Origin of the sequence: Methanocorpusculum sp. GPch4 (genome assembly GCF_012062385.1) — an archaeon.
GTDB lineage: Archaea > Halobacteriota > Methanomicrobia > Methanomicrobiales > Methanocorpusculaceae > Methanocorpusculum > Methanocorpusculum parvum.
This window is the reverse complement of sequence record NZ_SIJA01000063.1, coordinates 35127-58059: the sequence shown is the minus strand read 5'-3', so window position 1 is coordinate 58059 and position 22933 is coordinate 35127. Positions and strand designations below refer to the sequence as shown.

The 22933-nt window shown below is 51.7% G+C and carries 25 protein-coding genes, 1 tRNA gene and 1 pseudogene; 18 read left to right on the top strand and 9 right to left on the bottom strand.

Annotated features, from left to right (window positions below; genetic code table 11):
• From EYA77_RS05180 to EYA77_RS05135, 10 genes and pseudogenes are all read left to right on the top strand, one after another.
• Positions 1-215, top strand: a pseudogene (locus tag EYA77_RS05180) (coenzyme-B sulfoethylthiotransferase subunit alpha); the annotation flags it as partial.
• 450 nt (positions 216-665) lie between these two features.
• Complete coding sequence (mtrE, locus tag EYA77_RS05175; protein ID WP_042697842.1) at positions 666-1553, top strand: tetrahydromethanopterin S-methyltransferase subunit E; 888 nt, start codon at positions 666-668, stop codon at positions 1551-1553.
• Positions 1554-1555: 2 nt separating this feature from the next.
• Positions 1556-2419, top strand: coding sequence for a tetrahydromethanopterin S-methyltransferase subunit D (gene mtrD, locus EYA77_RS05170; RefSeq protein ID WP_167816088.1), 864 nt, complete (start codon positions 1556-1558; stop codon positions 2417-2419).
• A gap of 10 nt (positions 2420-2429) precedes the next feature.
• Positions 2430-3275 carry a tetrahydromethanopterin S-methyltransferase subunit MtrC gene (gene mtrC / locus EYA77_RS05165; protein WP_042697848.1) on the top strand — a complete coding sequence of 282 codons (846 nt, stop codon included), beginning with the start codon at positions 2430-2432 and terminating at the stop codon, positions 3273-3275.
• Between the two features lie 17 nt (positions 3276-3292).
• Entirely contained in the window at positions 3293-3589 is a 297-nt protein-coding gene (gene mtrB, locus EYA77_RS05160; protein ID WP_042697851.1) for a tetrahydromethanopterin S-methyltransferase subunit MtrB, read from the top strand.
• Between the two features lies 1 nt (position 3590).
• On the top strand, positions 3591-4328 hold the full coding sequence (gene mtrA, locus EYA77_RS05155; RefSeq protein ID WP_042697854.1) for a tetrahydromethanopterin S-methyltransferase subunit A: 738 nt from the start codon (positions 3591-3593) through the stop codon (positions 4326-4328).
• 1 nt (position 4329) lies between these two features.
• Positions 4330-4518 carry a tetrahydromethanopterin S-methyltransferase subunit F gene (locus EYA77_RS05150; RefSeq protein WP_042697857.1) on the top strand — a complete coding sequence of 63 codons (189 nt, stop codon included), beginning with the start codon at positions 4330-4332 and terminating at the stop codon, positions 4516-4518.
• Between the two features lie 10 nt (positions 4519-4528).
• A complete protein-coding gene (gene mtrA / locus EYA77_RS05145; protein ID WP_042697860.1) occupies positions 4529-5269 on the top strand; it encodes a tetrahydromethanopterin S-methyltransferase subunit A in 741 nt (246 codons plus the stop codon).
• 12 nt (positions 5270-5281) lie between these two features.
• Complete coding sequence (mtrH, locus tag EYA77_RS05140) at positions 5282-6301, top strand: tetrahydromethanopterin S-methyltransferase subunit H (protein WP_042697862.1); 1020 nt, start codon at positions 5282-5284, stop codon at positions 6299-6301.
• Positions 6302-6419: 118 nt separating this feature from the next.
• Positions 6420-8573 (top strand): tetratricopeptide repeat protein, encoded by a 2154-nt coding sequence (locus EYA77_RS05135; RefSeq protein WP_042697864.1) that lies wholly within the window; start codon positions 6420-6422, stop codon positions 8571-8573.
• Positions 8574-8583: 10 nt separating this feature from the next.
• Here EYA77_RS05135 and EYA77_RS05130 read toward each other — a convergent pair whose 3' ends face one another.
• Complete coding sequence (locus EYA77_RS05130) at positions 8584-9033, bottom strand: formylmethanofuran dehydrogenase subunit E family protein (RefSeq protein ID WP_167816087.1); 450 nt, start codon at positions 9031-9033, stop codon at positions 8584-8586.
• 11 nt (positions 9034-9044) lie between these two features.
• Entirely contained in the window at positions 9045-9362 is a 318-nt protein-coding gene (gene eif1A, locus EYA77_RS05125) for a translation initiation factor eIF-1A (protein WP_042697870.1), read from the bottom strand.
• A 274-nt stretch (positions 9363-9636) separates the two neighbouring features.
• Here eif1A and EYA77_RS05120 point away from each other — a divergent pair, with 274 nt between their 5' ends.
• From EYA77_RS05120 to EYA77_RS05105, 4 genes are read left to right on the top strand one after another with little or no spacing between them, the layout of a single operon-like run.
• The gene (locus EYA77_RS05120) at positions 9637-10011 is read left to right on the top strand and encodes a GntR family transcriptional regulator (RefSeq protein ID WP_042697873.1); all 375 of its coding nucleotides are present in this window, start codon (positions 9637-9639) and stop codon (positions 10009-10011) included.
• A 2-nt stretch (positions 10012-10013) separates the two neighbouring features.
• Entirely contained in the window at positions 10014-10874 is an 861-nt protein-coding gene (locus EYA77_RS05115; RefSeq protein ID WP_167816086.1) for an ABC transporter ATP-binding protein, read from the top strand.
• On the top strand, positions 10871-11503 hold the full coding sequence (locus tag EYA77_RS05110) for an ABC-2 transporter permease (RefSeq protein ID WP_042697880.1): 633 nt from the start codon (positions 10871-10873) through the stop codon (positions 11501-11503). Before EYA77_RS05115 ends, EYA77_RS05110 begins: the two co-directional genes overlap by 4 nt.
• Position 11504: 1 nt before the next feature.
• Positions 11505-12194 carry a YkgJ family cysteine cluster protein gene (locus EYA77_RS05105; RefSeq protein WP_167816085.1) on the top strand — a complete coding sequence of 230 codons (690 nt, stop codon included), beginning with the start codon at positions 11505-11507 and terminating at the stop codon, positions 12192-12194.
• Positions 12195-12776: 582 nt separating this feature from the next.
• On the opposite strand, the gene mfnA is transcribed toward EYA77_RS05105, so the two are convergent.
• Positions 12777-13874: a tyrosine decarboxylase MfnA gene (gene mfnA, locus EYA77_RS05100; protein ID WP_042697885.1), complete on the bottom strand. Its 1098-nt coding sequence runs from the start codon at positions 13872-13874 to the stop codon at positions 12777-12779.
• Between the two features lie 29 nt (positions 13875-13903).
• A complete protein-coding gene (ppsA, locus tag EYA77_RS05095; RefSeq protein WP_042697888.1) occupies positions 13904-16180 on the bottom strand; it encodes a phosphoenolpyruvate synthase in 2277 nt (758 codons plus the stop codon).
• A 205-nt stretch (positions 16181-16385) separates the two neighbouring features.
• On the opposite strand from ppsA, the gene serA reads away from it, so the two are divergent.
• Positions 16386-17969: a phosphoglycerate dehydrogenase gene (serA, locus tag EYA77_RS05090; RefSeq protein ID WP_042697891.1), complete on the top strand. Its 1584-nt coding sequence runs from the start codon at positions 16386-16388 to the stop codon at positions 17967-17969.
• 95 nt (positions 17970-18064) lie between these two features.
• Positions 18065-18138, top strand: a tRNA-Val gene (locus tag EYA77_RS05085).
• Between the two features lie 441 nt (positions 18139-18579).
• On the opposite strand, the gene EYA77_RS05080 is transcribed toward EYA77_RS05085, so the two are convergent.
• The 5 genes from EYA77_RS05080 to EYA77_RS05060 form a co-directional block, all read right to left on the bottom strand.
• Entirely contained in the window at positions 18580-19203 is a 624-nt protein-coding gene (locus EYA77_RS05080) for a hypothetical protein (protein ID WP_167816084.1), read from the bottom strand.
• A gap of 85 nt (positions 19204-19288) precedes the next feature.
• Positions 19289-20692, bottom strand: coding sequence for a small ribosomal subunit Rsm22 family protein (locus EYA77_RS05075; protein ID WP_167816083.1), 1404 nt, complete (start codon positions 20690-20692; stop codon positions 19289-19291).
• Between the two features lie 7 nt (positions 20693-20699).
• On the bottom strand, positions 20700-21251 hold the full coding sequence (locus EYA77_RS05070; protein WP_042697900.1) for a ZPR1 zinc finger domain-containing protein: 552 nt from the start codon (positions 21249-21251) through the stop codon (positions 20700-20702).
• Between the two features lie 6 nt (positions 21252-21257).
• Complete coding sequence (gene sepF / locus EYA77_RS05065; RefSeq protein ID WP_042697903.1) at positions 21258-21632, bottom strand: cell division protein SepF; 375 nt, start codon at positions 21630-21632, stop codon at positions 21258-21260.
• Between the two features lie 50 nt (positions 21633-21682).
• Entirely contained in the window at positions 21683-22180 is a 498-nt protein-coding gene (locus tag EYA77_RS05060) for an RNA-binding protein (protein WP_042697905.1), read from the bottom strand.
• Between the two features lie 329 nt (positions 22181-22509).
• On the opposite strand from EYA77_RS05060, the gene EYA77_RS05055 reads away from it, so the two are divergent.
• Positions 22510-22737, top strand: a complete 228-nt coding sequence (locus tag EYA77_RS05055; RefSeq protein ID WP_042697909.1) for an LSM domain-containing protein — start codon at positions 22510-22512, stop codon at positions 22735-22737.
• Between the two features lie 20 nt (positions 22738-22757).
• A complete protein-coding gene (locus tag EYA77_RS05050) occupies positions 22758-22931 on the top strand; it encodes a 50S ribosomal protein L37e (protein ID WP_081406636.1) in 174 nt (57 codons plus the stop codon).
• Positions 22932-22933: the final 2 nt, after the last annotated feature.

Genomic DNA, 22933 nt, shown 5'->3' with positions numbered 1-22933 from the left:
TGAACGTCGGTCACCAGGGAGAATACGCAGCCATCGCAGCATCCGCCCACTTCGGCCGCGGCGATGCATGGACCCTCTCCCCGCTGATCAAGATCTGTTTCGCAGACCCGGCCCTGAAGTTCGACTTCGCTCACCCGCGTGAATGCTTCGCCAAAGGAGCAATCCGCGAATTCATGCCGGCAGGCGAGAGATCTCTCATCATCCCGGCACAGTAAGTGGTTACCTAACCACTCAATTTTTTCTTTTTTCCTAGGTTAAAACGCGCAGACGATTCTTTTCTTTATATGCTGTGTGCGAAAATATCCGACAACAAAGGTATTATATCACGTATCTCATCAAAAATACCTGTTTTGAAGTAAACTTCACTTTACTTAATCAACTTCATCATTATTAATACAAATAAACTGGCGTTAATTCGCAGATTTTCCGGCAGTATTTTAGTAAAAAACGTCATCTCCGTCAGTATCTCACGCATTTTTCGCATGTCTTATATATCTCTGAAAGTAAACAGAATACTTGTCCACACTTTGTACTCCATTCTTTAGAGTGGTAACGTTAAACGAACACTTGAGACGCATCCTTCGTTTCAGTTAGAATGCTGAAACATATTAGGTTCCTGATCAGTTATCCACGATCGGGAAACAAAACTCAAGGGAGAATCTTACATGCAAGAAATTATAATCGGCATTGGAGTAACTGCCCTTGCGGGAGCTCTCGCAGCGGTTGCCGGTGCAGCCGAAGATACTGAGTCCAACATCGGATCACAAGGTGACCCGAACTCTCAGGTCCAGCTCGCACCGCAGATGGGATACACTCACCGTATCTATAACAAGGCAGTGAGTGGGGAACCACCGGCATACACCCTGTGGGTGACCCTTGCTTGTGGTGTTGCATGGGCATTCCTTATGTTAGGAGTGAATGCAATCCTCGCAATCATCTTCGGAACAGTTCTCGCAACCTTTGTGCAGGGAGTTTACGCAACTACTGCATACCTTGGAAGAACCGCAAGTCTTTCCAAGTTCGGACAGCCGGTCTTTATTGATGTTGTTAAATCAGTAACGACCGTGACTATGGCTCACGCATTCGTAGCTATCTTCGCAACGGTAACTGTATGTTACCTTATGATGACAGTAATCGGTCATCCGTTTGCTCTTCCGCTTCTCGGTATCGTATGGGGTCTTGCCCTTGGTGCAGCAGGTTCTGCAACCGGAAACCCGTACTATGGTAAAGAGCGTCAGTATCAGAACCAGAAATTCGGTGCTGGTGTCCCAATCTCTGCATCAGGTAACATCGTTCGTTATGCAGAAGCCGGACAGAGAAGCTCGATCGACAACGGTTTCTTCACCGCAAAATTCGGTGGACCCGCTTCCGGTCTTTGTTTCGGTCTGATCGTGTTCTTCGAACTTTGGCGTACAATCATCTTCGAGGACTACCTCGCCGGATGGGGTGCCGTTATCGTCGGAGCACTTGTTATCATCATCTTCATGATCATCGACCGTTACGTTGAAGTCTGGGCACGTAAGAACTACGGACCCTACACCGTGGAGGCCTGAATATGAGTGCAATTGCAGCTAAACCCGGAGCAAACGCCGGCTCATTCCAGCCCGTTCCTTCGGTCATCGCAATCATCATTGCCATCGTTCTCGTTGGTGTTGCTTACTTCCTTGGAAGTTCCGGCATCCTCGCAGGCGGTGCAATGTACGTGCTTCAGACGCTGAGTCTGATCATTCTTGGTGCAGCCTTAATCGCTTTTGGTGTTCACTTTGTTCCCGTCGGCGGAGCGCCGGCAGCAATGGGTCAGGCACCCGGTATCGCTACCGGTGTCGCAATGCTTGCAACTGGTGCAGGTCTTGCAGGACTCTTTGGAGGAGCATGGGCAGCAGAGTTAGGTCTTGGAGTCGCACTCGCCAGTGGAGCGATCGGCGGCGCATTAATGATGGCAATCACCTGTCTTATGGTGAACATCTCCTATGTCTTCGGCATGGGTATCCCCGCAGCATCAGGTAAGGTCCTGAAAGACCCAATCACTGGTGACTTACAGGCAGCATACAAATCCCAGGGAACCGAAGGTCACGGTTTACCGTTCATCTCTTATGTTGGCGGTGTCATCGGCGGTCTTTTCGGCGGTCTTGGCGGAACACTCATCTACGTTGAACTTCTCAACTTCTACAACGCCGGTCTTCCGGCACTTGGTTTTGTTGGCGCAGAAGACATCAACATGCTCTCTGTTGGTCTTGCCGGCATCTTTGCAATCGGTATGTTCCTTGTTATCGCAGTACTTTCTGCATACAACATCACCGGAACCATTGAAGGCCCTCACGACCCGAAGTTCAAACGTTTCCCCCGTGCAATCGTCGCCGCAATCTTAGCATCATCTGTTTGCGGTCTCGTTGCAATGCTGGTGGTGGCATTATTCTGAGGTGTAAAAAATGTCAGTAAAAGTTGAAGCATCCCACGACGGCATTCCACATGACAAAGTCATGATCATTGGAGCCGTTATTTCACTGGTATCCCTTTACATCGCAATCATCGGTACAGTAATCGGTGTTGACTACCTTGCATTCTTTGGTGGATTTGCAGCAGTCGGCGCCCTTATCTGGGGTAACAGCACAATTAAAAAGCTGTGCAGCTATGGTATCGGAACCGGTGTTCCGTCTGCCGGTATGCTCGCATTCGGGTCTGGTTTAATCGCCCTGCTCTTTGCGTCCACCCTTGGCGGATTCAGCATCTGGATCATACCTGTAGCAGCATTAGTAATCGCTCTCATCGTCGGTCTCTTCCTTGGATGGATCTCAAACTCCGTTCTGAACATGAAGATCCCGGTTATGACCAGAAGTATTGCAGAACTCGCCGCAGTCGGCGCCCTTGCCCTTATGGGTTTTGGCGTTGTTGCAACCGGAACCGTTGGCTTTACTGGAATCGCCACCATCGAGATCCTCGGTGTCACTGTATACAATGCATCCTATCTTGGTGCAGGTGTAATTGCAGTTTCATTCATGCTCGGCGCCATCGCTCTCCAGCACCCGTTCAATGCATGTCTCGGTCCGGGCGAGAAACAGGACAGAACCAATATGCTCGCAATCGAGTGCGGTTTCCTTTCCATGATCATCATGGCAGTGATCTCCTTCGTCTTTGTCTCACTGGCAGCGGCCTGGATCTCACTTATCGTGGCTCTCATCGGATGGGCAGTGTCCTATGTCAAATACATCGCTTTATCCAAACGCGATGCAGCAGCCTGGCTTGATGCCAAGCCGTTCTCCGATGCGGAGGAGTAAGTTAGGAGGAAACAAAAATGGGATATGTATTAGTATTACCGGAATTTGGCCTCGTAGCTGATCCAATAGCAGGTATCGTAACGACTGCCGGCGTATCATATCAGCCGGTCATCGATCAGGTGGCAGAACTCGAAACAATCGCTGAAGATCTTGTCGGCATGCTTTCGGGTGAAGGCAACTTCTTAAACAGCTTCCCCGGCCGTGAAAAGACCCTCATGAAAGCAGGTATGGTTACCTCTCTCTGGTATGGTCTTGCTGTCGGTCTGTTTGTGGCCTTCGTCCTTACATTTGCCCTCTACTTCGGAGGTATCTAAAATGGCAGACAAGAAATCCCCGGCAAGCGGATGGCCGATCATCCAGGGTGATTACCACACTGGTGATGCAAACAGCCCCGTCGCTGTTATCACCATGGGTTCTCACCTTGATGAGGCTGGAATCTGTGCCGCTGGTGCAGCTCTTGCAGGTTCCTGTAAGACAGAAAACCTCGGTATCGAGAAGGTCGTTGCAAACGTCATTTCGAATCCGAACATCCGTTTCGTTCTGCTTTGCGGTACTGAAGTGAAAGGTCACCTTTCGGGTCAGTCTATCGAAGCAATGCACAAAAATGGTGTTGAGGGCGGAAAGATCGTCGGTTCTACCGGTGCGATTCCGTTCCTTGAGAACCTTACGGCAGAACACATCAAACGTTTCCAGGAACAGATTGAACTCGTAAATATTATGGAGACCGAAGACATCGGTAAAATCTCCGCAAAAATGAACGAGCTCAAGGCACGAGATCCTGGAGCATTCGGTGCAGACCCGATGGTCGTCCAGTTGTCTGATGATGATAAAGATGGAGCATCAGGTGCCGAATCCGGAGCAGAAGAACCTTTGACCGGCGAAATGGCACTCATTACCGCCCGCATCAAAGCTATCCAGATGATGGTTACCGACATCGGTTACCGCAACAGATTCGCATCCGGTCTCTACGGAGGCAAGATCGAAGGTCTCATGATCGGTTTGATCATCTCTCTGGTTATTCTCGGCGCACTTATCGGTGTCCAGGTGATCTAAAATGGCAGGTTCGATTATTAGAATGGCCGCCATCGACAAGATGGTGGATAATATCAGATACAAGGGCCAGATTCTTGCCAGAACAAACAAGGTCGACTCTGCAATCTCGAGTTCCGGTCTTGTTGGCTTTGCCGCAGGTCTCGTTCTTGCTCTCGTCCTGATTCTTGTACCAGCGCTGGTGTTACTCTGAGGTGAAAAAAATGGCAGATAAAAAATCACCAGCAAATGGATGGCCGATCATTCAGGGAGATTACCACACCGGTGATGCAAACAGCCCAGTCGCTGTTATCACCATGGGTTCCCACCTTGATGAAGCCGGAATCTGTGCCGCAGGCGCAGCTCTTGCAGGTTCCTGTAAGACTGAGAACCTCGGTATCGAGAAAGTTGTTGCAAACGTCATTTCAAACCCAAACATCCGGTTTGTTCTGCTCTGTGGAACTGAAGTGAAAGGTCACCTTTCGGGTCAGTCCATCGAAGCAATGCACAAGAATGGAGTTGAAGGCGGAAAGATCGTCGGTTCTACCGGTGCTATTCCGTTCCTTGAGAACTTGACGGCAGAACACATCAAACGTTTCCAGGAACAGATTGAACTCGTAAACATCATGGAGACCGAAGACATCGGTAAAATCTCCGCAAAGATCAACGAGCTCAAGGCCCGCGACCCCGGAGCATTCGCTGCTGACCCGATCGTCATTCAGTTAACTGATGACGCCGGCGGATCAGAAGGCGGTGCAACGGTTGCCAGCGCCAACCCCCAGTTCCTCGAGATCGAGAAACGTCTTGATGCAATCGAGCAAAAGATTGAGTTCACGGACGCAGAAATTGCGATGCGTGTCGGAAGAAAAATTGGCCGTGACATCGGTATCCTCTACGGACTTGTAGCAGGTATCATTGCCTTCCTGGTAATCATTTACTGGATGTCAGGGTTATTATTCATGTAATGAGGTGCCAATATGTTCAAGTTTGAAAAAGAACAGCAGGTCTTTGACTTTAATGGAACGAAGATTGGTGGACAGCCCGGAGAATATCCGCGTGTACTTTCACCGTCCATCTTCTACAACAAACACGAGATCGTCTTAAACGATCACACCGGTGAAATCGACAAACCAAAAGCAGAAGCACTCTGGAACCGCTGTCAGGAACTCTCTGACATTACCGGTAACAAGTACTTCCTCCAGATCCTCGCAGAACACGCTGAGGCATTTGAGTCGTATTTCTCCTGGTTCGACAGTATCGACAACAAGACCGCATTCCTGATGGATTCCTCTGCTCCGGCAGCACTTGTCCACGCAACGAAATATGTTACGGAAGTCGGTCTTGCAGACCGTGCAATCTACAACTCTATCAACGGTTCGATCCTTCCGGAGAACGTTCAGGCACTTGCAGAGTCCGATGTGAACTCCGCAATCGTTCTGGCATTCAACCCAGGTGACTCATCCGTTGCCGGACGTGAGAAAGCACTCGTCGATGGTGGTGTCGCTGGTCAGGCAAAAGGTATGATCCAGATCGCAGAAGAATGCGGTATCACCCGCCCGATTCTCGACACTGCAGCAACTCCCCTTGGTCTCGGTTCCTTTGGTTCCTACCGTGAGATCCTTGCATGCAAGGCAATCCACGGTATGCCAACCGGTGGTGCATACCACAACATGACGGTGTCCTGGACCTGGCTGAAACGCTGGAGAAAGAACATCCACGAGCAGTATGCAGACAAACCGCTCCTTGCAGAGCAGATGTTCCACCACCACTACGGCGGCATCGAAGGCGTACGCCAGGCTGCATGGTCCTCACCTGATATCGGCTGCAACATCATGGCAATGACCCTTGGTGCAGACTTAATCATGTACGGTCCGATCGAGAACATGGAAGGCGCTGCAACTGCAACCGCATTCTCTGACATCGTTCTTGCCGAAGCCTTCAAGGACTTTGGCGGAACCCTCGGCGTCGAAGACGGTCCGATCTCCAAACTCGTATAAACGTAAGAATAGGGAAGGGAGATCTCTCCCTTCATTTGTTTTTTTAAATCTATTTTTCCGGTCAGGCTCTTTTCGCATCAGAAGAAATACATAGACTGACAGCGAAACACTGGTAATTATGCATGTCCGTGAGGGGAACCTGACCCAGCAGTACTTCTGCGATTACCTGACCTTGTTTGCCGGGGCTCCATCCGAAAAAAAAACAGATCATGAAGACATCGTCTTAGCCAATCTCTTTCTTCACCGGATGAGTGTCGACGGCGGGTTTCATGCACGGGTAATTTTCTCGATCCTCGGACACGAATCAGACCGCACGCTCCTCATCAGCCTCTTCAAGGAAGTCTCCGGCGAAGAATACGCTCCCCTTCGGCTTGACGACTGGCTGAAATCTGCATATGAATCTGCAGTAAAGAATGCCGATATCCCCAGGAAAACCGCTCTCTCTGCCATGCTCCGCTCCCAGATCGCCGGAACGAATATGGCTGCCGAGATCGTTTCCGCTTCTGGAAGTCCGTATCCCGAAAGCTGGTGGCAGCTCAAAAGCCGTCGTCTGACCGTGGAAGAGATCGAAAATGCCGACATCTACTTCGGAATCGGCCGCCGGCCGTTCTGGCACTCCTTCCCTCTCGACGAGTATGCTGCCGTCCTGAGCGGCGCTGAAACACTCTCTCCAGAGATCATCTATGATATCGTCGTCTGCGTTGCCGGCGCCTGGTTCTCCACCCTGACCCGCGAGGAAAAGATCATCTGGCTGAACATGCCCCGGACGACCACGGAGGAATGGACAAAATATGCCGCCCCTCTTCTTGCCCTCGAGACGCCGGGTCCTGCCCTCTCAACGGCAAACTGGCTGTATGCCTCAGGAAATCATGATGCGGCTTTGGACCTCTATGCCGGGATAACTCTTGCCTTCCCCCATACGCCGGCAGAAAAATCCTCGTTTGAACTGATGGGCGCCATTCTGCGTGAGTTCGGCGATGCCGACTACGCCTTTGAGTCTTACAAAAGCGCGTTTCTTCTCGCAAGAAACGAAGGTCCTTACCAGACTGCTCTCGGCCTGAAAAATCTCTGTGAAGTAGGTGAGGATCTTGGCGAAGATATGCGTGATTATTACGTCCGTATCGCCTCGATCGCAGAAGAACTTCCTTCTGCCGACCGGATCAGACTCTACTTCGATCTCGCTTCGTCTGCCAGAAAAAACTACCAGTATGCGGATGAGTATGCCTATCTCGAACGCATCATCAGCGAGGAAGAACCGCAGGAACCGTACTTCTCCCGGGCGCTGTCCCGCATCTCCGAGATGAATCAGTCTCTCGATGAAAACGGCACACCCGACGTCACTCTGCTTTCGGCAAAAGACCGGGATGAACAGGCCGGCATGCTCAGATCACGCGGGGATGCCGCCTACTTCGGTTTCGATCCCGTCTGTGCCCTTTACTGGTATAACCGGGCGGATATGATCACCGGTCCTTCCTCCTCCGGCAGCAAATTCCGGGCGGCGGTTGCTGCAGGTCTGTACGCCGAAGCAAAAGAGTATGCATCGTCATCTGCAGAACACGCCGTGGTTCTCGTAATGGAAGGGGCTCCTCCCCACATAATTGCCCGCGAACTGAACACGGCCGTCACCGATGCCTGGAAAACCGGCAGCGATATCCAGACGATCGTTACTCCGGCAATCACGATGCTTCCGGCAAAAGACCGTATGCTTGTCTGCGAGATCCTTGCCGACCGTTCGACCCGTGACGATGAAAGATCCTTCATCTGTTCGGGGCTCGGCCACTGCTGCATGGCCCTTGGCATGCCGGATGAAGCACGCCAGATGTTTCGTTCAGCTCTGCGTGCCAACCCCTCCAATCCGGTCCGGTCCCGGATCTTTGCGGAACTCGGCTGGCTGGAGTATGAAGTTGGAAATTATGAAGGATCATCGGAAGCCTACCTCTCCGCCTTAAAACACAATGAACGGTTCCCGGCAGCCTGGGCCGGTCTTGCAAAATCCTGTATCCGAACATCCCGCTATGAAGAGGCACGCGCTGCTCTTGAAAATGCGGTCAGACAGCATCCGGTCAACACGGCATATCAGGAGATGCGCGACGCCGTTTTTGCGATCCTCGCTCATCCTGTCGATGAAACCGCTGATCAGCTCTTTGCTTTGAATGAAGCTGCCGGCCTGCCCGCAGCTGCTGCCCTTTACGCGGAAAAATCGCCGGAAGGTTTTAGAAAAGAAGCCTGGGACGCGGTATCTGCTGCAGATGTTTTTGCATACAGAACCTGATCACCCTTTTTTACCGCTCTTCACGCACAGTGAACAGCTGCTCGTTTGGCGTAGCCAGCATGATTTTCACCATTTCCAGTCTGATCTCCTGCAAACGGTCCGACTCTTCGGGCGTTGCCGTCTTTGCCGCTGCTCTCACTTTGAGCCGGTGGAGTTCATCACTCGTGAGTTTCGTATCCGGGACCTCATCGATGAACAGTCTGCTCCCGTCCGGTTTTTCCAGAACATAACTCCCGGTGTTCGTGTTTTCAATTGTGAGACGATCCGGATGGCTGTTTAGATCGAAGATGTATCTAAGAGCATCCAGCGGACACCGCTGTGTATGGGACAGAACGGTGATCTTTGTTTCATTCCCGGCCCATGCCGCTGCTTCAAGCGCAATCTTGTAACCGAGCGCGATCCCCGGACAGACATGTCCGTGTGCTTTTGCTATCGTATCGAAATCCGGAACAACTGTCATACAAAAAAATGTTAAAGATATTTGTGGCCGCGAAGCCAGTCTACCTGAGGGGTGGTATACCGATAAATGATATCACACTTGTCATCCTGGAAATCCCAGGGCACAACAATAAGGATATCTCCTTCACGGATCCATACTCGTTTCTTGATCTTGCCTTTGATCCGCCCTAAGCGCGTAACGCCGTCTGAGCATCGAACTCTGATGTGGTTTGATCCAAGCATCAGTTCGGCCTGTGCAAACTGTTCGCGTATTCGTTTATTCGGCAGTTTTACACGAATAATACTGCCGTCATCTGATACGTCCTGATTAGCGTTCTCTATTCTTCCCAAGTGATACTTCCCCTATAGTACTTTATTATAGGGGTTGAAACCTGATAAACACTCCGGGACCCGGCCTCTTTTCTAAGAGAAGGAAAACGGCGGTGAAATTTTCGTTAAAATCCGTGACCGGGATGTCTCTGACGGTTCCGGCAGACCTTTTTTCATCATTTCCGTGAATCCAGTGCCAGGACCTATACGGTTGAGACGGGAGGAAAAAAGGGACCGTTCCGTCCGGAAGCTTAATGTATATATACATTATACACATTAGGCAAGGTACGAACAGGTGAAGATCCTTATCAGCAACGCGAGTGAAAAGCCGATCTATGAGCAGATAACAACGCAGCTCAAAGCCATGATCATCAGCGGCGAGCTTCTTCCCGAGTCGCCGCTTCCAAGCATGCGTCTTCTTGCAAAAGAGCTGAGAATCAGTGTCATCACCACAAAACGGGCGTACACCGATCTGGAACGCGACGGTTTTATCGAGACCGTTCCCGGGAAAGGCAGTTTTGTCGCCAAAAAAAATACCGAACTGATCAGAGAACAGCAGCTGCTTTTGGCTCAGGAGCATCTGCAGAAGGCCGTTGATGCGGCGAAACATTTCGGGATACCAAGATCCGAGCTCAGGGAGATGCTCGAACTCATCTATGATGGAGAATAACAATGTCTGACGCGATTTGTGTAGAGAAATTATGTAAACAATATCCGGATTTTTCCCTGCAGGACGTCTCGTTTTGTCTTCCGAAAGGAAGCATCATGGGGTTCATCGGGGAGAACGGAGCAGGAAAGACCACTACGATAAAAACCATGCTTGGGATCGCGAAAAAAACCGGCGGTTCGGTGAAACTGTTCGGGCTGGATTTTGCTGATCACGAAAAGGAGATCAAGAGCCGTATCGGCGTCGTCTTCGATGAATGCAGTTTTCACGACACGCTCACTGCGGCGGACGTGGCGAAGATCCTTGGAAGGATCTATCCCGCGTGGGACGATCCGCTCTATCTCAGATATCTCAGACAGTTCGGCCTTCCGGAAAAGAAAAAGATCAAAGAGTACTCCCGGGGAATGAAGATGAAACTCAGCATCGCCGCCGCCCTTTCCCATCACCCGGATCTTTTGATCCTCGATGAACCTACGAGCGGCCTCGATCCGGTCGTCCGCGAGGAGATCCTGGATATCTTCCTGGAGTTCATTCAGGACGAGGAGCATGCGATCCTGCTCTCCTCGCATATAACGAGCGATCTTGACAAGATCGCCGATTACCTGACCTTCATCCATGAAGGAAAGATCGTGCTTTCCAAATCCAAAGATGAGCTTCTGGAAGATCTGGGGATTCTCAAATGCAGCCGTGAGGAGTTCGATGCTCTCGACAAAAAATCATTCCTGACCTGCCGGACGAATCAGTTTGGGTGTGAGGTCCTCATCAAAGACAAGAAGGAGTTCATCGTCCGGCATCCTGAGATGATCGTGGATCCGGTCTCGACCGAGTCGGTGATGCTGATGTACGCCCGGGGGACAGCGGTATGAAACCCGCGTTTTTGCTTCCCGGCCTTATGCTCAAGGATTTGCTGAACCTTCGGCCGATGGGGAAGACCCTTCTTCTGATGTTTTTCATCTTCGGGATCATCTTCATCCCGATGGGAAATATCATGACCGTGTACTTCCTGCTGATGATCTTTGCCGCTCTGCTTCCGATGACCTCGCTTTCGATGGATGATCTGGCGAAGTGGGACCGGTATGCCTTAACGATGCCTGTTACGAGACAGGAGATCGTGCGATCCAAGTATCTGCTGATGCTGGTGTTTTTCGTGATCGCGTTTCTGGTCTCCGGGACCATCGCTGCTGTCATGATGTATCTGGATCCTTCGAACGCGACCCCGCTGTGGTTTATGCTGCTTGTCGCTGCTCTGGGTATCTTCTACGGAGCATGTCTGATCCCGCTCCTCTATAAATTCGGTTCGGAAAAAGCCAGGTATCTGATGTTTGTGCTGATGATCGCAGCCGGAGTATTTCTGGTCGGCTGGTTCGCTCTTTTCGGCGAATCGTTTACCGGAGATCTCCTGCCCTTTGTGCTGACGCTCGATGCAGCGTCCATCGCTGCGGTCGTCGCCTCATACTTTGTATCGGTCAGGATCTATGAGAAAAAGGAGTTCTGAAATGGCGGCATCGCCAAAAGAGCAGCTTTCAGAGCTTGAAGATGAGCTTGCCCTGCTGAAAGCGTATCCACAAGAGGGTCTGGAAACCATCATCAGAGAGATCGGGTTTTCCTGTACCTGCTGCGGGAAATGCTGCACAAAAGCGTTCAACGGTCATGTGTTTCTTCTTTCGGAGGATGCCAACCGTTTGAAATCGTTTTCGCCTGAGTCAATGATCCCGGCACCCGATTTTCCGTACTCGGATCCGTTTGGGAACTTCTATGTGTCCGGGTATGCGCTGAAAACACAAGAAAACGGGGACTGCGTGTTTCTGGACGAAAACCGCCGATGCAAAATCTATGATCAGCGGTTTGCGATCTGCCGTGTGTATCCGTATATGCTTCACCGGGAGCCGGATGCCCGGGGAAAGATCGACTGGCGGCAGATATCGGGTCTCGACGAACACGGGGAGTATGACTGTATCATCTCTGATGAGGAGTGTTCCCGGATCGCCGAAGAAACGATCGTCTATGAAACCGCGTATCTGGAACAGGAGATCGCTTTTCATAAAGCTATCCTGCAGAAGTTTTCCGACGAAGGCATTCGGTTCGTGAGAAAGGATCATGACGCCCGGGTCCGGGCATTTCTGAAAACAGGGAAAGCGAAGGTGTTTGTCTGGGACGGGTCCGGTTTCGTACAAGAAGTACTGTAAATGGGATTTACGCGGTGTTGGTGTGGATCCAATTCGGGAAGGAGTTTGTTGGGTGTGGAAAACTAAGAAAAACCAACCGCGAATCGGCGCGAATCCCGCAAGCCTTTGGCTTGCTCCCAGAATCGGATTTGCTATTCCTCACTTTCGCCATCCAGCTTCGCTGTCTTGCTCATCCCTCATCGGGAGCGTTCGGGCAAATCCTGTCGCCGCTCCAGCGGCTCCCAATAGTAAGTTCTCCTCCTCTTTTCCATAAAAATACTCTCCAAATATTTCTCTCACAGGAGGCGCTGGGGCGCCGACAGGATTTGCCCGAACGCTCCCGATGAAGGGACGAGCAAGTCGAGGGCGGGCTGACCCGCAGGGGAGGCCTCAGCCGAGCAAGGCTTTGCCTTGCGAGAGACTTGCGAGAGTGAGGGTCAGCAAATCCGATTTTTCTCGCCCGAAGGGCGGATTCGCGCCGATTCGCGGTTGGAATTTTCTCATGTATCCACATGTTTACCTACACGAAATCGAAGTGCATCTCATAATTACCTCAGTTTTTCCCGATCGAGATCACAAAACCGCGTAACTTCTCTAAAAAAATTAGTTGATCTTTGCGACGTCTGCGAGGAAGTTTTCCACGACATCGCGGGTCACGTGGGGCATCACGACGAATCTGAGATGGCCGAACCGTGTATGGGAGACGACCCATCCCTTCGGGACCGATCCGTCACCAAACGTCGCAACGTTCATCACCGGATCAACGGCCCGAACATAACCGAACGCTTCCATACCTTCGATCAGGCGGCGGGTGTTTTCCATACAGCCGGCAACGACCGAACGGAAACCCTCTCGTCCGAGGAGTTTGATGACGGCGTAAGCGCCGGCAACATCCGCTCCCGGCCGGGTCCCGGCAAGCGTGCACTCCTTCTTCACGGTCAGATACGGCGTATCGACGTTGAGGGTTCCAAACTGCTCAGGTTCACGGAGGAGCAGACATCCGCAGGGGATCGTGCTCATTCCCATCTTGTGCGGATCGAGCGAGATCGAGGATACTCCCGGAACTTCGAAATCGAACGGCGCAGGGTTTGGCAAAAACGGGATCACCATTCCGCCGAACGCTGCATCAACATGGAAGAACAAATCGTTTTCCAGAGCGATTCGGCCGATCCGCTCAATATCGTCGATCATCCCGTACTCGGTCGTTCCTGCTATTCCGGCAACGGCTATGGTATTTTTATCGGTCATCTCCGCCATTTTATCGCAGTCAACGGTGTAATTTTTCCCGTAAGGGACCGTTCGCATCTCAAGTCCGAGCATATCGCAGGTCTTATCGAACGAAAAGTGCGCTGAAGCCGGCACAACGATATTGGGATTTATGATCCCGGGCTTGAGTTTTTTTGCGATACGGATCGCCTGCAGATTTGACTCGGTCCCGCCCGAGGTCGCATAGCCGCCGGCCTTTGGATGGTGCATAAGTTCGCCGAGCGAATGGACCAGACGGTCCTCTATCTGTGTTGTGCCCGGAAACAGTCCCGGGTCGCCGAGATTTGTGCCGCTGAACATTTCATGTACGGATACCGCGATCTCATGCGGAATCGTACACATCGAACTGAGGATATGATCGTGATGCAGATCCTCTGAGCGATATCCTGAGAGGAGAGAGATGACCTCCTCTCTTTTGCATCCTTTCTCCTCCATGAATAATCACGCTGAAAAATATGTTGGGGTTAGTTTTTCTTGAGTGCTGCGTTGAGCAGAATCTGTTTCTCGGTCTTTGCGACGGTCTCTCTGATCTTCTGGATGGCGTCGATGTTGGCCGAAACGCTTGCGATCCCCTGGTTTACGAGCCACTTGACGAACTTCGGATCTGAGCCTGCCTGACCGCAGATGGAACATTCCACGCCTGCTTCTCTGCACTGTTCGATGCATGATGCGATCAAACGCATGACAGCCGGGTGTTCGGGTTCGTACATCTCGCCAATCAGACCGTTGTTGCGGTCAACTGCGAGCGTGTACTGGACAAGATCGTTCGTTCCAAAGGAACAGAAGTCGATGCCGGCTTTGATGAACTCGTCGATGATGATCGCCGATGCCGGGATTTCGACCATGATACCCAGATCCATGTGCTCCACATCGACTCCCCATTCGCGGAACGACTCTTTTGCTGCAAGGAACTCGCGCGGGTGCTGGACGAGAGGGAACATGATACCAAGGTTGTGGTAGCCCGCTTCCCAGAGACGGCGGAAACACTCGGCCTGCATTCTGAACTGCTCTTTCTGACGGAGGTCACGGCGCAGACCGCGGAATCCGAGCATCGGGTTGTGCTCATGAGGTTCATCCTCGCCGCCTTCCATATTGAGGAACTCGTCGGTCGGCGAGTCGAGTGTTCTGACCCAGACCGATTTTCCGCGGAATGCATCGAGAACGGTCCTGATGCCGTCCATCAGTTCATTGATGAGCTGTTCCTGTTTGTCGTGTTTGATGTACCAGGACGGGGTTTTGTTCATCCCGATGATGAGGTGTTCGATCCTGAGGAGACCGACTCCGTCTGCTCCGGTGGCTGCAGCGCGTGCTGCTGCTTCGGGCATGGAAACATTGACCTTGACGGAGGTCGCGGTGATGATCGGCGAAGCGACGATGGCCGGACCTTTGGGTGAAGCTCCGCACTCTTCGGCGACGGCAAGCTTTCCGTCGTAGATGATACCTTTTTCTCCGTCGATCGTGACGATCTGACCTTCTTTCAGAAGGGAGGTCGCCTGTTTGGTTCCGACGACTGCCGGTGTTCCGAGTTCACGGGAGACGATCGCGGCGTGGCAGGTCATTCCTCCTTCATCGGTGATGATGCCGACGACTTTTTTCATTGCCGGGACCATGTCGGGGTTCGTCATGGTGGCGACCATGATGTCTCCTTCCTGGACTCTGGAGGTGTCTTTCACATCATTGACGAGAATGACTTTTCCGGATGCAACGCCCGGGGAAGCGCCGTATCCCTGGAGAATGATGGTTCCCGAGGCGGATGAAGCCGAGGAAGAGGATTTTGCCGGGTTTTTCTGGATCGTCGTGATCGGGCGGGACTGGAGGATGTAGATCGTGTCGCCGACCATACCCCATTCCATATCCTGGGGGCTCTTGTAGTGTTCCTCGGATTTTACTGCATACTCAGCAAGCCGGAGGATATCTTTGTCGGAAAGGACCTGGATGTTCTGTTTGTCTTTTGCGACTTCAGCGACTTTTGTGCCTTTCTTTCCGTCAGGGATGATCTCGACGGATTTTGTGGCGACGGTCTTCTGGATGATCTTTCTGCCTTTTCTGTCATAGACATAGTTGTCGGGAGAAACGGTTCCGGAAACGATGGCTTCGCCAAGTCCCCAGGATGCTTCGATCATGACGGTTTTGGCACCGGAGACCGGGTGGGATGAGAACATCACGCCGGCTTTCTCCGAGTAGACAAGCTGCTGGACGACGACCGCGATATTCACGCTGCGGTCATCGAAGCCGTTCTTTGAACGGTAGTAGATGGCACGGGAGGTGTAGAGCGATGCCCAGCAGTTCTGGACGGCTTCAAGGAGGTCTTTGTCGCCAAGGATGTTGAGATAGGTGTCCTGCTGACCGGCAAAGGATGCATCGGGAAGGTCTTCAGCAGTGGCGCTTGAACGAACGGCGACAACGGTCTGGTTCCCCATTTTTTTGTAGGATTCAATGATCTCTTTTTTGATTTTGTCCGGCATTTTTGCCGTACCGACCATTGCCCGTACTTTTTCGGAGGTTGCGTTGAGGGCATCGTTGTCGTCAACGTCGAGTTTTTCAAGGATGGTGAAAAGAGGGTCTTCCAGTTTTGTCAGCTGTAAGAAACGGCGGAATGCCTGCGCTGTAACCACAAACGCCTGTGGGACAGGCAGACCGACATGGGTCATCTCCCCAAGGGAAGCGCCTTTCCCGCCTACTGAGGTGATGTCAGTGTTGCGGATTTCAGTCAGCCAGAGAATATTGGGTGATTTGTCCATAGATACTCATTATATCATTACTCCCTTAACAATAATAGATTATTGGCAGGGAGCAGTTTTTTCGCCGGCCGGGTCCTTTGGATGCCGGGCAAAAGGATATCTTTTTTCCGGGGATTTTTGGGTGGGGATTTTTCTTTGGCGGAGGGTTTTGCTCAGCACAGAAACATACTATACGGGTGACTGCCAAATAAGTACACGATTATCCGTGAGCTTCAAAGTACTGGTATCTGATCCTCTTGCAGCAGAGGGTATTGCTATATTAAAGGAATTTTGCGATGTCGATGAGAAAGCTGATCTCTCGGAAGACGAACTCGTCAGAATCATCGGCGAATACGACGCATTGATCGTCCGCTCGGGGACCCAGGTGACCGCCCGGATCATTCAGGCGGCTGACAGGATGAAGTATATCGGCCGTGCAGGCGTGGGCGTGGACAATATCGACTGCGAAGCGGCGACGAGGAAGGGCATCATCGTTTCCAATGCGCCGGAAGGAAATACGCTCGCAGCGACGGAACACACGATCGCGATGATGATGGCGATGGCGAGAAACATTCCGCAGGCAAATGCATCGCTGAAGAAGGGCGAGTGGAAGCGTTCGAAGTTTATGGGCAATGAGATGAACGGCAAGGTCCTCGGCGTTGTCGGGTTCGGCCGTATCGGCCGTGAGGTCGCCAAGCGCGCCCAGGCCCTTCAGATGACGGTCATTGCCTACGACCCGTTCATTCCGGCGGAGGTCGGAGCGGCGATGGGTGTCGAGATGATGAGCGTTGCCGAGCTTTTTACGAAGGCTGATGTTATCACGGTCCACACGCCGCTTATTCCGTCCACGACCCATCTTGTGAATAAGGAGTCGATCGCGACGATGAAGACCGGTGTCCGGCTGATCAACTGCGCCCGGGGCGGGATCATTGATGAAGCTGCGTTGTACGATGCGATCGTTGCCGGCAAAGTTGCCGGAGCTGCTCTGGATGTGTATGAGGTTGAGCCGCCGACCGAGTCTCCGCTGCTGAAGCTGGATTCGGTGATCGTTACTCCGCATCTTGGCGCAAGTACTGTTGAAGCCCAGAAGAATGTGGCGATCTCGGTTGCCTATCAGTGTATCGATGTGCTGAAGGGCGGCTCTGCGAAGAGCGCGGTGAATACGCCTCAGGTTTCTGCAGATGTGAAGGCGAAGATCGATCCGTATGCGCTTCTTTCTGAGAAGATGGGAAGCCTTGCGGCCCAGATCGCGGACGGAGCGATCACGGAAGTGGAGTTTGCGTATCTTGGCGAGATCGCTGATCTGAAGCAGAATCTGAAGTATGTGACCCGTCTTGGAATCAAAGGGATGCTTGAGCAGGTTCTTCATGAGCCGGCGAATATTGTGAACGCTGAGGTTATTGCCCAGGGACGCGGTATTACGATTTTTGAGAAGACGTCAAGCGAAGCAGGGGATTATAAGTCTCTGGTGACGCTGAGTTATACTACGGAGAAGGGCCGGGAGTCGATCTCGGGTATCGTTACGCGCGCGGGTCCCCGGATCATTGCGATCGGGAAATACGCGACGGATATTGTTCCAAGCGGATTTGTTATCCTTGCGGATCATGTGAACCGCCCGGGAGTTGTCGGTCCGGTGGGTATGATCCTTGGCAAGCATAACGTGAATATTTCCAGTATGCAGGTCGGCGGCAGGAATGTCGGTTCCGAGTCTCTGATGATCCTCGCGGTTGATGATGTTGTTTCTCCTGAAGTGATGAAGGAGGTCGCGTCAAGCGACGGGATCACTGCAGCGAAGTTTGTTCGTCTGTGAATGCGGGGGATCTCCCCTTCTTTTTCCGGCACAAGTTAAAAAAATTTATATGTGTCGAGGAACAATCTAGTAAGGCACACAAGGTGCGATTCATCGGACTCGTGGTCTAGCTGGCTATGACGTCGCCTTGACATGGCGGAGATCCTGGATTCGAATTCCAGCGGGTCCATTTTTCTTAAGGGTTTTTGAGATTTGTTATGATATTGTTGTTAAAATATTATGTTTTGTTTCTGATTTTCAGTTTTAGCTCATTTGGCAGATGCTTGGAATTTTGATATATTTGCGGTTTTTCCATAGAAAAACGTCGTGATATTGTTTTGGAATGGGTTTATTCTGTGTTGTGATTTTGATCGGGCTGAACTGAAGTCATAATGAATGTACTTCGATTTCGTGTACGGCATTTTGTGGACACAAGAGAAAAAACCAACCGCGCTCGCAAATCAGAGATTTGCTCTCCCTTGTATAAATAGGACGGAGGCGATATTAGTTTCAAGCCAATTCGGGAAGTGTATACTTGGTTTCTTTCTTACAATCGAAGTACATCAAAGCACTACTGATGTTTTTTTCAGTTGAAATCGCACCGCGTAACCCCAATTAAAAAAAGTGGTTCCTATACCCGGGTATAGGTATAGACCCCGTCACCCCATCTCTCCGTAAGAACCCCGTCAGCTCCGATCGTGAACGTCGAAAGATCATCCGGATACCAATACCGGTACACGCCGTCTTCTGCCGACCAGACAAGCGGATAACTCGACTCCTGCGTCCCGTTATTCAGATAATGCCAGGAAAACGACCCGGTAGTATCCTCATAAAACGCAAACCTCGCCTCATACAAAACGCCGTCGAACTCCTCCGGGGTCTCCTTCATCCAGACGCCGACAAAACCGTCTCCAATAAACCGGTCGCCGGATCCGTCGCCCAGGATGGTAAAGACCTTCTTATCCTCTGAAAAAACCAGCTCATACAGAGATATGGCCTCATACGTCCCCTCCCCCGTCGATCTCCAGGTAATATTGTACATCCCGGAAGACTCTCCAGGATCCGCAGACGTCTCCAGGGCATTCCCGGTCCCGTCCGCATGGAAAACATACGTGAAACTCGAATCATTGAACTGCATCGGATCATCCGCACTCCATATACCGACGATAGGGTCAGGCGTTGTTCCCGGGACCGCACATCCGGCTGCAAAGACACATGCGAGAAGGATCATCCCGAAGACTGCGATTTTTTTCATATGTCCATCGTTATGCAGTCAGCCCGGATAAATCTATCCGGCAGGACCATAGAAAAAAGGAAAATATCCGGGAGAAAAAAACCCCCTATCTCTTATTCGCAGGCTTTCCCGTCTTCTTCCCGCGGTAGTTCGGCGAGGGTTTTCTGCCGTATTTTTCCTTCAGCAATGCGATCTTATCCGGCGCGGCATTTCCCGTCGGGGTCCCCGCGATCATCCGCGTAAAACTCTCCCGGCCCATCAGCAGATTATAGGCATTCTGCTGCTTGTTGAATCGGACAAGCACCGAATCGACCGCCACCACAGATCCGTAGGATGCGGTAAGCAAAGCTTCATGCTCCGGCGTCCGGTGGAATGCCGGAAGGGCGAGGTACGTCGGCGTCGTCCCCGTCCCGTCGCAGACAAGGAACAGATAATTTTTCGCATCCCCGATGTCGGCCGACATTACGGAAACCGTGATATGGATCCGTTTTTCCAGATGCTTCTTCAGCTGGGAAAGCCTCGCCCGCTTCGCCTCAGCAGGGATCCTGTATCCGCATTTTCTGTGACCGTCGGTTCTTAGGATCGCATACGAAAACTTCACATCCGTGTTCACGAACCGGAACTTCTCCTCAGCACCGCCGAGAGCAAACATCAGCTCCGTCGGCTTGATGTCTGCGTAGGACCGAAACGACCAGCAGGGAGAGACCGTACAATACACGCCCCGCAGATCATTGCATGGAGCGTAGATCGTGAGGCCCTTCTTCTTCACATCGCGTGAGAGATCGCGAAGCATCGTCGAATTCGTCAGATCGGCCGGTTCAAGGATCGCCAGATTCCCGTCCGGGACAAGATGCTTCGAAAGCGCGAGAACCAGATCGGCTTTCTGCTCCGGGTCGAGCCCGCTCAGTTCGTTGATCACGTTCGAACAGACGATCAGATCGAACTCGCCTTCGGGGATCTCTTTGGTGATATCCAGGGCAAGCGGTTTGTTTGCAGTGACTTTGCCGCCGGCCTGGGTCAGAAATGCCGGCACGACCGCCTGATACGCCTCGATATGGGTCTCATACTGCTCAAGGGGCGTGATCTCGGCCGTCATCCCTTCAAGACAGGAAAGGACACGGCCGATCCCGATCGAAACCGTCCCGGGTCCGGATCCGATATCTAAGATCTTCACATGTTTCCGGATCAGTCCGGAGGTAACAAGGCCGGCAAAAAACTCGGAGAACTCCATGACATATCCGGGCATCTGGTACGCCATATAACCCAGAACACTGTATGCTCCTTTGTAGGAAACATTTTTTTTGCCCCCCTCTTTCCAGTATGACTCCTTCTGGGCAAGGATGGCGTTTCGGATCTTTTCCAGGACCGTCTCATCCTTCCAGGACTTGCCAGTCACCTTTTCGATGTAGGAGACCGTCTGTTTTTCGAGTTCGGGAATGCTGCGTATCTTTAAAAAAGCGCTGAGGCGTTTTATCTCCTCAGCGTTCGGAATGTATCGGGGATTATCCATGTTGGGGTTAAGCGAGCGGTTTGACGGAGTATCCGTTTTGTTCCGGCTCAATATCGAGTTTGGTCTTTTTTGCTTTTGAGGAAACGATGCCTGAGTTTCCGCTGGGATCCATGATGACGACAGTGAAGGGGAGCTCGGATCTTCGTGCCTTTTCGATCTCTTTGAGGAGTTCGGCCGCCCGGCATATCTCGTCTCCTTCACAGGAGATCGCAGCTCGTTTGACGGCATCCTCTGCACGTTCAAGGACGCCTTCGATGTTTGAGACGAACCCGAAACAGGCGGGGCCGGGACGGATATTTATCCCGAACTCAGGGATATCGATCTCTCCCTGCATGCTCCTAACGACGCGGGCGTCCAGATCGGCCGGGGTCTCGACCTTCAGCTCCCAGCAGCTTGGTTCATGATCGTTCATGACCATCGTGTCAACGATCTTAAATCCGCAGCTGCAGACGCCGCAGATAAGGAGGATGTCGGAGAAATACGGAATGTTTTCCGTATCATAGATATATTCGATCTCCTCTCCGCAGTCAGGACAGGGTGCTGGAACTACCTGGCGCATCGGGAATTAGTACCCGCCGAGTTTCTCGCGGGAGATGCGGACACCGGTCGGCACAACGATCACATAGCGCTGATCGCCAAGGCCGATGATATCACCGTTTACATCGCGGGAAACGGCACGAAGATCGCCCATGACGCGATCGAACATGATCTTGTCGAGTTTCAGTTTGGTGATATCGATGATGACAATATTTCCGTTATAGATCTCGTCTTTTATCTTTGGACAGTCTTTGATATCACTGACGCTGGCGACCTTGACATACATGGTTGCCGGTTCGTTCTCGCCGACCGCCCCTTCGTACGCCTGCAGATCGAGCTTCATGTAGGTATCTTCATCTGTCGATTTTTCCTTTGAGCCAAATACTCCGTCAAGAAATCCCATATGAAAAATAGTTTAGTTGTTGGTTATTTAATTCTATCTGTGCGGGCCGTCTAGATCTCCATATTCCAGAGCTCATCGCCGATGTAATGGAGATTTTTGGCCGCCTTGCCCTTCTCAAGCGCGATGATTTCCTTTGCGTCATAGAGTGGAAGAACAACGGCAAGGGGTTTGTCATGGCTTTCGTCGACTGCGAGGGCAGGCAGGCCGGCTTTTACATCGTCCGTTACCGAAACGATACCCGGCCTCATCACGTCTGCCCCGTTGATCATATAGGGGATCGCCCCCATGTCGACGACGATCCGCCGCCCGGAAAACGGACGGGTGACCGCGCCGCGGAGCGTTGGAAATGCCCAGTCATCCTTTTCCATGATCAGCGGTTTTTTGTCGATGATGTAGATGTTGAATTTGGATGCCGTTTCCGCGATCTCGATCATCGGAGCCTCGTATAATGCTGCATCATCCCCGATACTGTCTGTAAGCTTGGTCATCAAAGCTGCAAGCTGACTTTTTTTGATGGCGTGGCGTTTTTTGATGATAAGGTCTGCCATAGGTTAGTGTATCATTTGGCGCGGGAAAGTAAATAGACTCCGTGCCGGGTTGGGGGATCCGGCGGGGTGACCCGGGAGGCGCCTGCGGATATTTTTTTTGCAATATCTGCAGAGATTTTCTTTTGGCATCCGGTCTGCCGCCGGCTTCTTTTCCCGCTATCTTTATGTGTTTCAGTGGCATATACATTAAGCACTCGTCCATGAGTCTCTAAGCTTATGTGACGTCCGAAACGTGCGCATATGCCTTCGGCTTTGCGTATAAGCCCGGCACGGTGTGCCGGAGCATTTCGTTTCGGACTCTCTCCCTGAGAGGAACGAGAGGTAATCCAATGACAAAGCGACCACTTGAAATTTTAGATCAGGTTCTGAACCGCCAGCCGGTAATCATTTCACTGAAAGGTGGACGGGAGATCCGTGGAGTTCTTCAGGGATACGACGTTCACATGAACCTGGTTCTTGACAAGGCTGAGGAAGAAGGGGAGAACGGCATGGTTCCACTCGGCACTTTGATCGTACGTGGAGACAACGTAATCTACATTTCCCCCTCCGTAGAATAACATCGAGGTGAATTTAACCAATGACAAAAGGCACTCCATCAATGGGTCTGCGCAACAAGCATTCCCACATCATCTGTCGCCGCTGCGGAAAGCAGTCTATGCACGCAAGGCACGGTGTATGTTCATCATGCGGTTTTGGCAAAAGCTCAAAAATCCGCGGGTACAACTGGACGAAAAAAGCAGCAGATAACTAAAA

Bases quoted from the DNA above. Each gene is read 5' to 3' on its own strand.
- mtrE (WP_042697842.1), top strand. From the start codon at position 666: ATGCAAGAAATTATAATCGGCATTGGAGTAACTGCCCTTGCGGGAGCT.
- mtrD (WP_167816088.1), top strand. From the start codon at position 1,556: ATGAGTGCAATTGCAGCTAAACCCGGAGCAAACGCCGGCTCATTCCAG.
- mtrC (WP_042697848.1), top strand. From the start codon at position 2,430: ATGTCAGTAAAAGTTGAAGCATCCCACGACGGCATTCCACATGACAAA.
- mtrB (WP_042697851.1), top strand. From the start codon at position 3,293: ATGGGATATGTATTAGTATTACCGGAATTTGGCCTCGTAGCTGATCCA.
- mtrA (WP_042697854.1), top strand. From the start codon at position 3,591: ATGGCAGACAAGAAATCCCCGGCAAGCGGATGGCCGATCATCCAGGGT.
- EYA77_RS05150 (WP_042697857.1), top strand. From the start codon at position 4,330: ATGGCAGGTTCGATTATTAGAATGGCCGCCATCGACAAGATGGTGGAT.
- mtrA (WP_042697860.1), top strand. From the start codon at position 4,529: ATGGCAGATAAAAAATCACCAGCAAATGGATGGCCGATCATTCAGGGA.
- mtrH (WP_042697862.1), top strand. From the start codon at position 5,282: ATGTTCAAGTTTGAAAAAGAACAGCAGGTCTTTGACTTTAATGGAACG.
- EYA77_RS05135 (WP_042697864.1), top strand. From the start codon at position 6,420: ATGCATGTCCGTGAGGGGAACCTGACCCAGCAGTACTTCTGCGATTAC.
- EYA77_RS05130 (WP_167816087.1), bottom strand. From the start codon at position 9,033: ATGACAGTTGTTCCGGATTTCGATACGATAGCAAAAGCACACGGACAT.
- EYA77_RS05115 (WP_167816086.1), top strand. From the start codon at position 10,014: ATGTCTGACGCGATTTGTGTAGAGAAATTATGTAAACAATATCCGGAT.
- EYA77_RS05110 (WP_042697880.1), top strand. From the start codon at position 10,871: ATGAAACCCGCGTTTTTGCTTCCCGGCCTTATGCTCAAGGATTTGCTG.
- EYA77_RS05105 (WP_167816085.1), top strand. From the start codon at position 11,505: ATGGCGGCATCGCCAAAAGAGCAGCTTTCAGAGCTTGAAGATGAGCTT.
- mfnA (WP_042697885.1), bottom strand. From the start codon at position 13,874: ATGGAGGAGAAAGGATGCAAAAGAGAGGAGGTCATCTCTCTCCTCTCA.
- ppsA (WP_042697888.1), bottom strand. From the start codon at position 16,180: ATGGACAAATCACCCAATATTCTCTGGCTGACTGAAATCCGCAACACT.
- EYA77_RS05080 (WP_167816084.1), bottom strand. From the start codon at position 19,203: ATGAAAAAAATCGCAGTCTTCGGGATGATCCTTCTCGCATGTGTCTTT.
- EYA77_RS05075 (WP_167816083.1), bottom strand. From the start codon at position 20,692: ATGGATAATCCCCGATACATTCCGAACGCTGAGGAGATAAAACGCCTC.
- EYA77_RS05070 (WP_042697900.1), bottom strand. From the start codon at position 21,251: ATGCGCCAGGTAGTTCCAGCACCCTGTCCTGACTGCGGAGAGGAGATC.
- sepF (WP_042697903.1), bottom strand. From the start codon at position 21,632: ATGGGATTTCTTGACGGAGTATTTGGCTCAAAGGAAAAATCGACAGAT.
- EYA77_RS05060 (WP_042697905.1), bottom strand. From the start codon at position 22,180: ATGGCAGACCTTATCATCAAAAAACGCCACGCCATCAAAAAAAGTCAG.
- EYA77_RS05055 (WP_042697909.1), top strand. From the start codon at position 22,510: ATGACAAAGCGACCACTTGAAATTTTAGATCAGGTTCTGAACCGCCAG.
- EYA77_RS05050 (WP_081406636.1), top strand. From the start codon at position 22,758: ATGACAAAAGGCACTCCATCAATGGGTCTGCGCAACAAGCATTCCCAC.